The following is a 15,040-nucleotide window of genomic DNA, read 5'->3' on the forward strand; positions in this document are numbered from 1 at the left end:
ACAGAGATAATGGATAGACTAGAAGAAAATTAGCTGAATACATACGATCTACCTCTATCCCACATAAATCTGCAAAATCCACAACCAATTCAATCAAAGTCAGGAGTTACACATCAATGACGAATAACAGCAAAAAAAAATTCTACTGGACAACTATTGGACTAGCTGGCAGCCTGACCTTTGTTCTCATCATCGTACTCTTATTTATGCTAGTTGGAGTCGATCAGGTTCAAGCGATTGATGAAAATATCCAGTTTTACCTTTTTCCTCATGCTGACAGCTGGTACTATTCCTTACTGCCGATTATTAAAGGAATTACCGAGTTTGGTTCTTTTAATATCACTGCCATTGTTGCACTTGTATTTGTGAGCTATTATGGGATCTTTCGTAAACTTTATGTAAACGCATATATCGTAGCGGTCAGCTTCATTAGCATGTGGAGCATTAATTATGTGCTCAAAATTCTTCTTAGACGAGAACGACCTGAGCTTGAACAGCTGATGGCCGCCCACGGATACAGCTTTCCAAGCGGTCATTCTATGATTGCTGCCGGGTTCTATGGCGTTATCTTCGTCCTGCTCGTGCAGACAATCAAAAATAGAGGTGGGTCTGGATCTCTTCTTGCCCTCTTTGGCGCTTTATTTGTTCTATTGATCGGGTACAGCCGTATTTATCTCGGCGTTCATTATCCAACGGATGTTGTGACAGGTCTCTTGTGCGGAGCCATATGGACCTTCTGCATGCATCGCCTGCTTCAGGAAGCTTCTCCATAAAAGTCAGTGCATATCGCCTCCTCCTGCATCCTTTGTTTCAACCTCACTGCCGATAGTTTATATACGAAGTAAGCAAGGCACTATAGCAGCATAGGAGGCGATTGTTATGTGGGGGATCATCATTAGTATCGTGATGGCGATAATCATTGGACTCATTGGTGATGCTCTCGTTGGCCATAACATGCCGGGCGGAATTCTAGGTTCAATGATTGCGGGATTTGTCGGCGCATGGATTGGTTCGCTGCTGTTTGGTGACTTCGGTCCGATCATCGCTGATTTTGCCGTTGTCCCCGCCATAATCGGTACAGCCATATTTGTCTTTATCTTAGGACTTATTGGTAAACTGTTTAGAAGAGCAGCTTAACGGGTTATTAGTAAAAAAGAGTTAATCATTACAATTGAAGGAGTGATCAATCATGACTCATAATGCGACAGATTATACTAAAAACATGACGGACTACAGAAACGAAGAGACAGGCAGTAGTAATAACTTCGCTAAAGGCTTGTTCATCGGTGGACTTCTTGGCGCAGCAGCAGCCTTGTTGTTTGCACCTAAGCCAGGCCGTGACTTAAGAGGTGATCTATCCGATAAAATGGTTGTTGTCTCCGACAAAACCAAAGAAGTAGCAGGTGTGGTAGGAAGCAAAGCATCGGAAATTGCTAAAACCGTATCTGGTAAAACTAGTGAGTTGGCTAAAACTGTGGGCGATAATACGACTTCCGTCGTAGCAAGCATCAAGCAGGCGAAGGATGATGTGGCTAGCGAAGCTAAGAAAGCATCCGAGGAAGTTGCGGCAACGACAGCCAAAGCTGCCAATGAAGCAGAACATGAGCTGAACTCGACCACATCCTCCAATAACAATAGCAGTACATCCCAAGGTAGTTACTCAACCCCATCAGCTTCATCAACTACGACAACCAAACTGCCTTAAGCATTGAAGTTGCTTTCGTAATAGCCAGCTGCTTGCAGCTGGCTATTTTTATAGATCATTCGAGTAATATAATTTCTTACAGAAGTGGAGGCGTTTCTGATGAGTTCTGTCGAGCTGAAAACCAATCGGAATATCAACTCCGAGCGCAATACTAACAAAGAAGAGGTTAACGAACACCCATTTGAACTCCGGCATGAGGTGAAGAATTTGAACCAAAGGCTGGAGGGAATTATACAAGCAATGGAGAGCGCGGAATTCAAAGATATTCTTGAGAATTATACCAGCCCCAAAAAGCGGATACTGGCCAATCTGACTGCAGGTATTGCCAGAGGTCTAGGAATGTCCGTTGGTACGGTTCTTGTCCTAGCGATCCTCGGTTGGGTTCTCAGTCTGATTGTGGATATGAATCTTCCTGTCATCGGTCAATATATTGCCGAGCTGCAAGGGTATATCGATGCTTCTAAATAAGTTCTCCATTAAATGGAGAACGTAAGAAAGCCTGACTTTAGCTCACGCAGCTAATCTCAGGCTTTCTTATCATGTTATTTTGCATAAGCCCGTCAGCTCGGGTTCTTCGTGTTTGAAGGCTTCTCACCACGAGGCTTGATCTTTAGAATATCTCCTGTCCAGCCCTTCATAAACATCCAGATGTACATGCCTGCCATGCTTATCAATATCGCTGCAGTGACAACCGTAAATCCCCATGGTGTCTTAATCCAAGGCAGATTCTCGAAGTTCATTCCCCATATGGCCCCCACAGCTGTCGCCGGAGTAAAGACCGCTGTAACAATCGTCAGCGTCTTCATTATATCGTTGCCGCGAATGGAAGAAGCGGCGTTATCGATTGAGATTAAAGTATCAATCTCATCCTCATAATGACGGAACAAGCTGTCCATACGTTTCATCCGGTAAGTCAGCTGTTTATAGGTTGTTCGCTCCTCGATCGAGAGGAAATGAAAAGCCTCATTGGAGGCATGCAGCAGCTCTTGGAACGAGATAAATTGATTGCTCCAAAATAAAAGCTCAAAGCGGGCAGATAGTATTTTATCCATCAGCGTTCGAGCATTTCTCTTCTCCATACTCTCCTCCAGGCTGCGTAAATTGATTTCGAATTTGTCCAGACCTATATGAAAGTAATGCAGGAGCGCCCTAGCGACAATAAACATACCCGATACCGCATCTTCAGCCTCCTCAAACATCCGCTTTCGCTCGTCTGCAAGCAAGGCCTCTCGGGTATGCTTATCAATATTTACGGTAATGAGATGACTCGGATCTACATAAAAATAAAATTGATGGCTTTGCTGCTCGTCGTCCAGGTTCTTTTTAATAGAATAGAGCAATGACCCAAACAATACATTCTTCCCGCCAATAGTACGGACAGATATATAATTCGTCTGGATTTCAGGCAGCTTGGTGAGCCGTTCTGCAGTAGAAGGTATTTCTTCCTTCAGCCTATTCAGCTCTTCACAATCAAATTCGGATACCTCATAATCCTGCCAGACCCACTCCTCATACAGCCTTACTTCCTGTAAGTTCAGCTGATCCATCTCTATGCCTCCTTATTCCAATCTCTCTTATCCATAAACACAGGGTTAGATCCACAAAGAGGCATGCCCGCATTCCGTAAGAAATGCGGGCATGCCTCTTTAGAATTTATCCTATGATGATGAGGATTGCGTCATAATTTGTTTTAATTTTTCCGTTGCCCGTTTCTGAATCCGGGAGACACTCATTTGGGAGACGCCCAGCTTCTGAGCTATGGCCCGCTGGGATTGACCATCTTGGAATGCAAGCAGCAGCACCTTCTGCTCCTGCTCCTTCAATTGTCCCAGCGCCTGCTGAAGATCCATTCGTTTCTCTACCGCATCATAATCATTAGCCTCTGAGCTGATAAGTTCACCAAGCGTTGCCGTACTCTCGTCTTGAGACAACGGTGAATCAAGTGATACATAATGATAGGACTCACGTCCTGCCAATACCTCAACGGTCTCTTCCACCGTTAGATCCAGGTATTCCGCAATTTCTTGAACATCCGGTGATCGTTCAAGCTTAATCGTCAGATCATCAATCGCATGCTGCACCAGCGCACCTTTTTCTTTGATCCTGCGGGGAACTTGTATGTACCAAGACTTATCCCTCAGATAATTTTTCATATGACCAATCATGCTCTTCATCGCATAAGGCTCGAAAGGGATGCCCAGATTAATATCATACTGACTGAGCAGCCTCACGAGAGCCATTTGACCTGTCTGGTACAGGTCTTCGTATAAATCTGGTCTATTTCGAGAAATCTTGCCTGCGGCCATCTTGACCATAGGCTCGTATTTCTTAATCAGAACGGTAGCAATTTCATTATCTTTGGTCTGTTGATATTCCCAAATCAAACCCACTGCTTCGTCCATCGACTCTTGGGGAGTCAAACGATCGGTCATACCCTTTCCTCACTCTTAGTGAGGCGTTTGATCAAGACGACTTCTGTTCCTTTGCCCTCTTCTGTGACGACATTGACATCATCCATCAGAGCCTGCATCAGATAGAATCCCAGTCCACCGATTTGAACCTCATCTAGATCTTTGTCATGCAGTGCAGCGATGCCGTCTCTTTGTTCTACACGCTCAAAGCTCTCCCCTTCATCTTTGACCGTAATAGACAATTCCTCGTCATCAAATTCAAAAAACACATCCACAACGCCATTCTCTTCTCCATAGGCATAGAGCACTGAATTATTGCATGCTTCCGAAACCGCAACCTTCATGTCCTCAATGTCCTCATATGAGAAACCCATCTTTGACGCAATTCCATACAGATTCAATCTGACAATATCAACAAAGTCTGCCGTAGCTGGCAGCTTAAGTGTTACTCTCTGTGCTTCTGCTTTCATTCTTTCTTCGATCCTTTCCTATTGGGAATTCTCCTGAGGGACAAAGAATTTGGTGATGCCTGTCATGTCAAATAGCTTTTGTATATTTCCAGGAACCTCTTCCACCATGAATGAGGCATCTTTCGCATGTCTTGCTTTTAGAATAGACAACAAAATTCCAATCCCCGTACTATCAATGTATTTCAGATCTTTCAGATTCACAATCAGGTCTTGATCCGTATTTGCCACTAGGGGCTCCATCGTATTTCTAAAGTCCGGAGCAACGGAGAGGTCCAGCTCTCCGCTCAAATAAACTGTACAAGTGTTATTATTGACTTCTGTCTCTGCTTTAAACTTGTCATTTTTATTTGTATTCATTAGACATCTCTCTCCCAAAAATTATTTCTATATTGATTAACCACCTATTTATATAGTGAAACAAATCTGCACTTGGAAAATATTTCTGAAGTGAAATTTTGATTCAAGTAAAAAGGAGCTTATACTCCATTTCCGACCCTTTGGATTTGAGCCAGTTTCTGTTTAACACTACCCATTTTGACAGGCTTACTAATATAATCATCCATCCCTGCTGCCAGACAGCGTTGCTGAACTCCATCCATCACATTAGCCGTCATGGCAACAATCGTCGGATAATGGATTCCATTTAGCTCTTTACGAATGCGGCGAGTACTTTCCAGTCCATCCATTACAGGCATCTGCAGATCCATAAATATCAGATCATACTTATACTTCAGCATCATATCTAATGCCTGCTGACCGTCTTCAGCAATATCTGAGGACAAGCCTAGCTTGCCCAGCATACTTACCATCAACTTTTGATTAATCGGATGATCATCAACGACCAGCACGTTTGCAGAAGATTCCTTCTCTGTATGACTACGTGCTTGCAGCTCCTTACATTCTTCCTCTTTGCCGTGATGATCATAAGGAGCCATTTCCACGGTGAATACGAAGGATGCTCCCCGTTCTTCGGTTGTATCAATGTAAATATGACCATTCATCATCTCAACCAGGTTTTTGCATATAGCTAGACCTAATCCGGTTCCTCCGTATTTTCGAGTCATAGAGGAATCCAATTGAGAAAATGGCTGGAACAAATGGTGCACCTTCTCCTCCGGAATTCCAATACCTGTGTCCTTCACCGTGAACTCCAGGGTATAGACCCCATTCTCGACCTGTTTAAGCGAAGAGATGATATAAACTCCACCCTGTTCTGTGAACTTCACTGCATTACTGATCAAATTAATCAGCACTTGGCGAAGTCTGGTCATATCTCCGTAGAGGACAGAAGGTATCTTCTCATCGACAAAGTAAACGAGCTCCAGATTTTTCTTAGCAGCATCAACCTGGAACAAGTTCAATACTTCCTGAATACAGCTGGACAAGTCAAATGGCTGCCGTTCCAGCTCCATTTTGCCAGACTCCATTTTGGTAAAGTCCAAAATATCGTTGATGATGCTTACCAAGGCATCCGCACTGCTTCTAATAATTTGGGTATACTCCTGCTGTTCTTCTGCAAGATCGGTCTCCATCAGGAGATCAATCATACCGATAACCCCATTCATCGGCGTTCGAATCTCATGACTCATGATAGCCAAAAACTCTGTCTTCGCATGTGCAGCGATCTCAGCAGCCTCTTTCGCTTCAACCAATTCCTTATTGATCCGCTCCAGCTCCATCGTCTTTTGCTGCAGCAGCATGGATTGGGTCTTGAGCTGCTTGTTCGACAGATACATCTCTACAAATCCTTCAATCTTGGACTTTAGAATCTGTGGAATGAACGGTTTGACCATATAATCGATCGCACCCGCTGAATATCCGGCGAATAGATGCTCTGCCTCTTTGCTGTTAGCAGATATAAAAATAATTGGAATATCTTTGGTTTTGTCTCTGGCTTTAATCAATTTTGCGGTCTCTATTCCGTCAAGCCCAGGCATCTGGACGTCGAGAACAATAACGGCAAATTCATGCTTAAGTAGACTCCTCAATGCTTCTTCCCCCGAAGTCGCCTTTACGAGAACATAATGCTCACTCTCAAGCACCGCTTCAAGCGCAAGCAAATTCTCAGGGCGGTCATCTACAAGCAGAATATGAATCGGTTCTTGAGCCCCCATGACCATAACAACCTAACCCCCCGCGTTTATTTCACCTTGCGATATATTTTTTCAGCCCGGTCCATCGACTCGTAATCATCACTATAGCCTGAGAAATGAATGGATTCCTTCGCCCCTAATACCAAAATTCCAAAGTGGCTCAGGCTCTCATGAAACAGGCCATGAACATGATTACGCAGCTCATCATTAAAGTAGATCATGACATTTCTACAGAATATAACGTTGAATTCATTAAAAGAACGATCCGTAGCCAAGTTATGCTCTGCAAAAATGATATTTCGTCTCAGAAAAGGATGGAACATGACCGAGTTGTAGCGTGCCGTGTAATATTCTGAAAAGACACCCGTACCGCCGGCCTCCAAATAATTTTTGGTGTACAGCTTCATTTTCTCAATGCCGTACACCCCTTCCTTCGCCTGCTGGAGAGAACGTTCATTCATATCTGTTGCATATATACGGGATTTCTCATATAACCCCTCTTCATGCAGCAAAATAGCCATCGAATAGACTTCCTCTCCCGTCGAACAGCCGGCGTGCCATATCCGGATATAAGGATATGTCCTTAATACGGGAATTATTTTCTCGCGGAACGTCTTGAACAAACTGGGATCACGAAACATTTCAGTTACGGGGATAGACAAGCTTTGCACTAGACGTTTGAATGCTTCCCGGTTATGAAGTACCTGATGCTGCAGCTCCGATATCGATTTCAAACGCTCCGCATTCACATGATGAAGAATTCTCCGTGTCAGTGAAGGGAGTGCATAATTACGGAAGTCATACCCATAAAAACGGTGTATTCCTTCCATTAACAATTCAATTTCAATTTGCTCGCGTTCCTTAATCATCGGCTTGTCGTCCGCCGAATCCTCTGTGTGTGTTTGATCCCAGGATGTCATTACCTTCCCACTTCCTTACTAAAATTCGATCAAATTGGGTGTATTCTAACATACTTACCCACGAATACAGATTATGAATACAGCCAAACTCTCATTAGAGATAATAATTGATCGGTTTGAATCGGTTTTTTCACATAATCAGAAGCTCCTGCTTCTATACATTTGCTGCGATCATCCTTCATCGCTTTGGCGGTAAGGGCAATAATCGGCAGCTTATCAAATTCAGGCATTTCTCTAATTCTTCTCATTGCCTCGTAACCATCCATCTCCGGCATCATCATGTCCATCAACACCAGATCATATCCATGATCACGTTCAAGAATTTCAATTGCTTCTCTGCCATTCTCGGCAAATGTGACTTCCATACGATACCCTTCAAGAACGCTAGATAGAGCAAATACATTCCGGATATCATCATCTACGAGCAATATTCGTTTACCTTCAAATAAAGTTTCCTTGTTGTACAGATTTTGCAGAATCTGTCTCTTATCTTCAGGAAGATTAGCTTCTACCCGGTGCAGGAACAAGGTTGTCTCATCCAGCAAACGTTCCGGTGATTTGACGTCCTTGATAATGATGGACTCCGCATACTTGCGCAGCTCCATTTCCTCCTTACTGTCGAGCTCCTTACCTGTATATATGATAATTGGAAGATCATTCAGACTAGCATTATCCCTTACTTGATCAAGCAGTTCAAATCCCGTCATATCGGTGAGCATCAAGTCAAGAACCATACAGTCATACTTCACATTTCTCAGTTCGTCCAGCGCTTCCCTGCCTGTAGACACCGCAGTAATTGCTACATCATCATGATCTATAAGCTCTATAATGGCATTTCTCTGAACAGCATCATCTTCTACAATGAGAAGTCGCTTCAATGATTTATCAATATAAGATTCAATATGTGAAAAAGCGTTATCCAGCGATTCTCGAGTAGACGGCTTCTTCAGATAAGCGATAGCCCCCATCATCAAGCCCTGCTTAATGTCATCAATAACCGAAATCACATGTACCGGGATATGACGAGTCGACAAGTTCGCCTTGAGTTCGTTAAGCACAGCCCATCCATCCATCACCGGAAGCTGAATATCAAGAATAATCGCATCAGGGACATATTGCTTCGCTGTATCCAGTCCTACATCTCCCTGCAGAGCAACTAACGCTTTAAATCCGCGGGCACGCGTCATGTCCATCAGTATATTCGCAAATTTGGGATCATCCTCAATGATCAGCATCACCCGATCGCCTTCTTTAATCGTATCCCGATCATCCTTGATGTTATTGATCACTGTCGCGGAGGATGCGATCTGCGCTTTGGCCTCACTCTGTACCGCATTCAGTACCGATCTTCCTCGCGGCAGGTAACGGCCTCTGGACTCTTGTGCAGCTGCGGCTTCGCCCTGTTCAACCGAAAGCTCCCGCTGCTCTCCCAGCTTAGCATCTGTAAGCAGAGGGAGATACAGAGTAAATGTGCTGCCCTTGCCCTCCGTAGACTCCAGCATAATCTCGCCGCCAAGCAGACGAGCCAGCTCACGGCTGATGGAGAGTCCAAGCCCGGTTCCTCCGTATTTGCGGCTGGTCGTTCCATCCACCTGCTGGAAGGCTTCAAAGATCAGATCTTTTTTGTCTGGAGCAATACCAATGCCTGTATCATTTACTGAAATAGCCAGGAAAGGGACATCCATATCAATATAATGAGGCAGCTCTGAATCGTCCGCTTGTCTCATGCTGACCGTAATTGAGCCCTCTGAAGTAAATTTGAATGCATTGGATAAGAGGTTCCGCAGCACCTGCTTCACCCGATGCCCATCCGAAATGAAGCTCTCTGGCAGCTCATCCTTGACTTCAAATGCCAGCTTCAAATCCTTGCTAAGTGCAACCGGCGCAAAATTCTGCTGAACGAAGTTGCGCAGATCCTGCAGGCTGACTTTTTCATGATTAATATCCATCTTTCCAGATTCGACTTTCGACAGGTCCAGAATTTCATCGATCATTTTCAAGAGGTCAGCACCGGACATATAGATGGTTTGTGCATACTCCTTCTGTTTATCCGATAGATTACCTTCTTTATTCTCCGTAAGCAGCTGTGACAAGATAAGCAAGCTGTTCAGCGGAGTGCGAAGCTCGTGGGACATATTCGCCAAGAACTCGGATTTATATTTGGAAGTGATTGAGAGCTGCATGGCTTGCTGCTCCAGCTGCCGCTTCGTCTCTTCAATCTGTTCATTCTTCTCTTCCACCTGCTGTACCTGCTCTTCGAGAGCTCTCGTCTTCGCAAGCAATTCGGTGTTGAAATGCTCCAGCTCTTCCTGCTGGCGTTGAAGCAGTTCTTCAGAGCGCTTAAGCTCCTCTGCCTGCTCACCGAGGTTCTCATTCGAACGACGAAGTTCCTCCTGCTGAGTCTGCAGCTCTTCAGATTGTACTTGAAGCTCCTCTGTAAGTGTCTGAGACTCACGAAGCAGCTCTTCCACACGCATACGTCTATTAATATTGTTAATAATGATACCGATATTGTTAACGAGCTGCTCAAACAAAGCCTTTTGCAGACTCGAGAACGATTCGAAGGATGCAATCTCGACTACACCCAGTACTTCATCTTCAAAGAGTACAGGCTGGATCAGGATGTGGGCCGGTTTCGCAGAGCCAAGACTCGACCCAATGGACAAATACCCATCTGGTGCTTCAGTCAGCTCGATCACTTTTTTATCCAGCGCGCTCTGACCAATTAAGCCTTCCCCAATCTTAAAGGAGCGGCTGCATTCTGTATTACTGTCGTCAAAAGCATACGCTCCGTAGCGTCTGAGTTCTTCAGGATGCTTGTTCTCGTCATAGAGATAAACAGCCCCATATTGGGCCGTCAAAATAGGTGCGAATTCACTAATGAACAGCTGTGCTACCTCATGAGTTGAATTAATACCCCGCAGCATCTCCGTAATTCGGGCCATATTGGCATTCAACCAGCTCTGATCCTCTTGTGCTCTTAGGTAATCCTGTTCAATCTGCTGTTTCTCTTCTAAATCTTTGGCTATGTCTTTAAACACATGCGCAATCTGTCCAATTTCGTCCTTGGATTTGACCTGAATCCGTTTGATCGTCCGGAATCTTCCCTTGCCGAAGCTTTGGATCATCATCGAAACTGTATTCAGACCCTTCGTTATGCTTGGAATCACCCATAAGATAACCCCCAAGGCGACCAGCAATCCGGTTACCAGCAGCACAGTGAGCCACTGGACAGAGCGGTTCATCTCGTTATTCGCTTCCTGGATCTGATCATCAATTAGTAGATCCTGATAATTATTGAGTTCTGTCAGTACATCTAATACCCCTTGCTGGGCAGCCGTTCCCGTGTTTGTCCGAAGGTTGGTAGCCGCTGCATATTCGCCTGATTCCAGCAGGGCCAGAAGACGATCCGTGTAGCTCGTATATTCTCTTAAATTGACGACAACCTGGTCAACCAAGCGGCGTTCTTCAGCCTCAGTCGCTCGCTCGGTAACCTCTTCAAGCTGTGTCGCAGCATTTGACTTAAGATCCTCGATCCGTTGACTGAGCGTTTCTGCTGAATTTGTATTCGGATTCGTTATGGCTGTCGCAATCTGGGTGGCTATATTATTTACATCTGCACGCACTCCAGAAGTATATCGGGTCTTCATATAACGGTCATTGTACAGTTCATCAATTTCCGTTCGCATCGAGCTGGTGGTGTTATAACTGACAATGGTTAGTACAAGCAATATTGCCATTAATGCACTGAAGCCTATAAGCAGTCGAGTGCGTATCTTCATACTGTCATTCTCCTTTTAGTGTAATCCATACTAAGCAAATATCATCTTCATGTTCCTTCGGAATGCTGTCATCCAGAAAGATCCGGCGCATTTCCGTCTCATCCCAAGTATGATTTCTAGATAAATTCTGCGTTAGATAAGCGAATTGCTCCTCTGTCTCACCTTCGAATACTTCCAGCAGCCCGTCTGTAAACATCGCAATATGACTGTCACCCTTGTAATATATCGTTTCTGTCTTCGCATCCATTTGCTCGAATAGTCCTACCGGATGTGTAACCACATCAAGTGTGTGTACGGTTCCGTCATCCTCGAACAGCAGGGCAGGCGGATGGCCTGCATTTACGTAATCAATACGCTTTTCATTCGTGTCCACCACAAGATAAATGGCTGTAAAATAATATTGCACCAGTTGTTCCTCGAGGTACAGCTGATTAAATCTACGATTCAGCTCTTGGACAACCCGGTCAGGCTGAACGTAGGTAGTAACCGCATCCTTTAATACCGATGCGATAAACATGCAAAATAAAGAAGAAGAAATACCATGCCCCATCATATCAAGCAGGATCACACCGTATCTTCCTTTGCCAAGCGGATACCAGGCGTATAAATCCCCAGCCAGTTCTGCAGAAGGCTGATACAAGGCATGAACATGAAAATGATCATCCTCTATAGCCGGACTTAACACCGCATTTTGTACCAAACCCGCGAGTTTGAGCTCGTCTTGAATGCGCTTATCTCTTTCTTTTCTCCAATCCTTCTCCTGCTTCAATCGAAGGGCGAGACGAATACGAGCCATCAGCTCAACCTTATTAATAGGTTTGGTCACATAGTCCATTGCACCAACATCAAGCGCTTCTGCCAGCTTCTTGGAATCTCCTACAGCGGTGACCATAATAATAGGAATATCATTGAGGTGCGGGTACTTCTGCACAACACCGCAAGCCTCAATCCCGTCCATCTCCGGCATCATCATATCCAGCAGAATAAGGTCTATATCAGACGCCTCAGGCTCATTCACATTCCCATCTACATCTGCACCCAGCTTAATGCCAAGCACATCAAACATATCAAAAGCGGAGCTTGCCGTAATAATATCTCGATAATTTTCTTTCTTTAAGATTTCACGAATAATAATGACATTGGTAGGATTATCATCAACAATTAATATTCTCATAGCTCTCTCCTTCTGTCAGAAGCCAAATGCGCTATTCGTACTGCAAATTCCACTAACAATGATTATACACTGATTTGTAACCTAGAGCAGTCCCAATAAAAGTCAAATGCCTTACACCCTTGGTTTGCATCCCTTTTATTATAAAATAACGCACACATCTAAGGTTGTCATTTAAAGCTTCTTCACCAATTTTTCATAGATTTCTCTATTGAACGCACAGAAGGAATGGGACTTTTAGTCCCATTCCTTGGCTCTATAAATATATTATTTCCATATGTTTAAACTTAAAAATATCATTCACCCCGTCTAGCAATAACGAGTACTTTTCCTTTATCCAGTTCTTTCTCATAATAATCAGCTTCTGCTTCGGTATAGCCCATCGTTACGATCTTCGCACGAAGCTCGTCCCCTCGTGAGCGGAACAAGTTGGCTAGAGAATCAAACATCCCTTCCTCCTTAATTCCGATCTCTTTGGCATTAGCTTTATCTGCAATACGATCCGTTCGATCTTGGTCATGCGCCAAGACGAATATTTGATCTGTAGTATATCCAGCTTCACGAAGCTCTTTTACCGCCTCAACCGCTTGAATTCCATTCTCAACCACTTTAGCATAGCTCTTTGCATTGGTAGTACTCATGGTATCCACGCTCCTTTGAGATTTTCACATATTGAACATTAACCCTTATACTCTGAAATGAAACAAGTATTTAAATAAACTTGAATAAATTCCTAAAATGATTTATGAAATTGATTCCCTTATTAATTCATTCAAAATGAATATTCGTCAAAAAATTCCACATGCTGCAATTTGCCGTTATCCGGATTCATATACACTTTCACAGCATGATGATCTCTAACATATACCTCTCCATCTTGCGCTACAAAATCAGGCTCTCCTTGAGTGGCTCTGATACTGCTTGGAGTCATCTCCATATATTCATTATTCACCTTTAAATAACTGGCTTTGTTATCTACTTGAACATAGTTTACAACGCCATTATTTATACCAACCAGCATATCCTCGTAAATATATTCCTTACTGCCAAGCAGTCGATTATGCTCAATATTTACGGGCTGCCCGTATTGATCAACGAGATCTTCAGCTGTGTCATATAAAGAGATGTCATTCACTGTATCAAAAGTAACCTTCTGGTCTGATTTCAAGGTAGTCCGATCTGCTGCAGGCTGTACTGCAGCAGTTGCTACGGACTCCTCTTGCATTGCCACGGGTTGAACGGAAAGAGGAGCTGTTAAAGCAAGCATCAATACGAGCATACGTAACATTAGCCTCACCCTTTCTTCTTCTCCATGTTTCTAGTTGGCTTCTTATTTGCGGAATCTGCTCCATGTGTCTGCTGCAATATCTACATAATTCATCCACTTGCGTGAAGAATGGTTGTCATGATGTGCTAAAGTCGGTGTTGTCATACCAGGCGCAGGCAATGATTTCGTGTAGCTGGAATCAGCTGCTCTGCTTACTGATGTATCTACCGATCCTTCTTTTTTCTTCTGGAATTTGTTCATGAGCGTCGAGGATACTTGCTTCGCAGCAGCAGTAACCTCCGTTAAAATCTCTCCCAGGTTTTTGACCGATGTCACAACGGGATCAATCTGCTTCATCTTATGCTCAACGTCAGCTGTAATATCGTTGGCATGTCTAACGGTCTGCTTCACTTCATATCCCAGTTCGTCGATTGTACCTCGAACCTCCTGAAGCGTCTTGGATACATTATCAAGGGAGACCTGAACTGTCTTTAATGTTTTGATGAGGAAAACGACAAGCACGGCAAATGCTATCGCTATAATGAGAACACTTACTTCTATCATATTGGATGACCTCGCTTTCGCAATTTGTTTTGTTGTTTTGTTATTTCATAGTTACCCTGCCTCCCCTTTGTCGAAACAAACAGCAGAGAGGTAAAATTCTATTTATCCGCGTATTATTTGTAGGGAATTTTGAGACAATATCTTCTAGTCCCCCTTTTTGTTTCGTCTTAATTCTTCGGGGTTAATGACAACTACGAACGAGGTGACGACAAGCACTAAGCGAAACGCACCTCTGACAAAAACGGAAAGGATGATTACCATGTTGAAATGGTCACTAATTTTTCTAATTGTAGCGGTTGTAGCCGGAATCTTCGGATTCTTCGGTATTGTTGAAGCAGCTGCATCCATTGCCAAAGTATTGTTCTTCGTATTTCTGGTATTGTTCGTTATCTCTCTCTTCACAGGAAGAAGCCGATCGCGATAACGCAGCCATGGAGCTAAGATGTAAAATGACACAATGCTGCTAGTATAGCATCAGACGATCGACATAAAAAAACCTTACGGTGACAGAAGTGTAGGATGGTTGGTTAGCTCCAACCTTATTACAACACTTTGTCAGGTAAGGTTTTTTTTGTGCTATTTTCCCGAGAAAATTAGTCCAAAACCATCAATTTAGAAACCGGGCACATGTACCTTGGATAAATAAAGAAATAATTG

Annotated in this window: 15 protein-coding genes and 1 pseudogene; 5 read left to right on the forward strand and 11 right to left on the reverse strand. The window is 43.8% G+C overall.

The annotated features are described in order from the left end of the window. Positions 1–116 precede the first annotated feature (116 nt). From PUW25_RS21405 to PUW25_RS21420, 4 genes and pseudogenes are all read left to right on the forward strand, one after another. Positions 117–773, forward strand: a complete 657-nt coding sequence (locus PUW25_RS21405) for a phosphatase PAP2 family protein (protein ID WP_205055085.1) — start codon at positions 117–119, stop codon at positions 771–773. Positions 774–879: 106 nt separating this feature from the next. Then, complete coding sequence (locus PUW25_RS21410; RefSeq protein WP_047913748.1) at positions 880–1,137, forward strand: GlsB/YeaQ/YmgE family stress response membrane protein; 258 nt, start codon at positions 880–882, stop codon at positions 1,135–1,137. 85 nt (positions 1,138–1,222) lie between these two features. Beyond that, positions 1,223–1,621, forward strand: a pseudogene (locus PUW25_RS21415) (YtxH domain-containing protein); the annotation flags it as partial. A gap of 183 nt (positions 1,622–1,804) precedes the next feature. Then, positions 1,805–2,173 (forward strand): DUF5665 domain-containing protein, encoded by a 369-nt coding sequence (locus PUW25_RS21420; protein ID WP_047913747.1) that lies wholly within the window; start codon positions 1,805–1,807, stop codon positions 2,171–2,173. A 92-nt stretch (positions 2,174–2,265) separates the two neighbouring features. On the opposite strand, the gene PUW25_RS21425 is transcribed toward PUW25_RS21420, so the two are convergent. From PUW25_RS21425 to PUW25_RS21475, 11 genes are all read right to left on the reverse strand, one after another. Continuing rightward, the gene (locus PUW25_RS21425) at positions 2,266–3,252 is read right to left on the reverse strand and encodes a magnesium transporter CorA family protein (RefSeq protein WP_047913746.1); all 987 of its coding nucleotides are present in this window, start codon (positions 3,250–3,252) and stop codon (positions 2,266–2,268) included. 111 nt (positions 3,253–3,363) lie between these two features. Beyond that, positions 3,364–4,137, reverse strand: coding sequence for a sigma-70 family RNA polymerase sigma factor (locus PUW25_RS21430; RefSeq protein WP_047913745.1), 774 nt, complete (start codon positions 4,135–4,137; stop codon positions 3,364–3,366). Then, positions 4,134–4,586 (reverse strand): anti-sigma B factor RsbW, encoded by a 453-nt coding sequence (gene rsbW, locus PUW25_RS21435; protein ID WP_047913744.1) that lies wholly within the window; start codon positions 4,584–4,586, stop codon positions 4,134–4,136. Before rsbW ends, PUW25_RS21430 begins: the two co-directional genes overlap by 4 nt. Before the next feature lie 18 nt (positions 4,587–4,604). Beyond that, positions 4,605–4,943, reverse strand: a complete 339-nt coding sequence (locus tag PUW25_RS21440) for an STAS domain-containing protein (protein ID WP_047913743.1) — start codon at positions 4,941–4,943, stop codon at positions 4,605–4,607. Between the two features lie 119 nt (positions 4,944–5,062). After that, positions 5,063–6,700: a response regulator gene (locus PUW25_RS21445; protein ID WP_274338235.1), complete on the reverse strand. Its 1,638-nt coding sequence runs from the start codon at positions 6,698–6,700 to the stop codon at positions 5,063–5,065. A 26-nt stretch (positions 6,701–6,726) separates the two neighbouring features. Beyond that, positions 6,727–7,599, reverse strand: a complete 873-nt coding sequence (locus tag PUW25_RS21450; RefSeq protein ID WP_047913742.1) for a CheR family methyltransferase — start codon at positions 7,597–7,599, stop codon at positions 6,727–6,729. A 71-nt stretch (positions 7,600–7,670) separates the two neighbouring features. Further along, on the reverse strand, positions 7,671–11,381 hold the full coding sequence (locus PUW25_RS21455) for a response regulator (RefSeq protein WP_274337490.1): 3,711 nt from the start codon (positions 11,379–11,381) through the stop codon (positions 7,671–7,673). A 4-nt stretch (positions 11,382–11,385) separates the two neighbouring features. Next, a complete protein-coding gene (locus PUW25_RS21460) occupies positions 11,386–12,555 on the reverse strand; it encodes a PP2C family protein-serine/threonine phosphatase (protein ID WP_274337491.1) in 1,170 nt (389 codons plus the stop codon). A 293-nt stretch (positions 12,556–12,848) separates the two neighbouring features. Further along, positions 12,849–13,193 carry a YflT domain-containing protein gene (locus PUW25_RS21465; protein ID WP_047913739.1) on the reverse strand — a complete coding sequence of 115 codons (345 nt, stop codon included), beginning with the start codon at positions 13,191–13,193 and terminating at the stop codon, positions 12,849–12,851. A 131-nt stretch (positions 13,194–13,324) separates the two neighbouring features. Further along, positions 13,325–13,840 carry a hypothetical protein gene (locus PUW25_RS21470; RefSeq protein WP_274338448.1) on the reverse strand — a complete coding sequence of 172 codons (516 nt, stop codon included), beginning with the start codon at positions 13,838–13,840 and terminating at the stop codon, positions 13,325–13,327. A gap of 42 nt (positions 13,841–13,882) precedes the next feature. Further along, positions 13,883–14,383, reverse strand: coding sequence for a DUF948 domain-containing protein (locus tag PUW25_RS21475; RefSeq protein WP_047913738.1), 501 nt, complete (start codon positions 14,381–14,383; stop codon positions 13,883–13,885). Between the two features lie 259 nt (positions 14,384–14,642). On the opposite strand from PUW25_RS21475, the gene PUW25_RS21480 reads away from it, so the two are divergent. Continuing rightward, complete coding sequence (locus tag PUW25_RS21480) at positions 14,643–14,807, forward strand: DUF1328 domain-containing protein (RefSeq protein ID WP_047913737.1); 165 nt, start codon at positions 14,643–14,645, stop codon at positions 14,805–14,807. Positions 14,808–15,040 lie beyond the last annotated feature (233 nt).

Source organism: Paenibacillus urinalis, from assembly GCF_028747985.1.
GTDB lineage: Bacteria > Bacillota > Bacilli > Paenibacillales > Paenibacillaceae > Paenibacillus > Paenibacillus urinalis.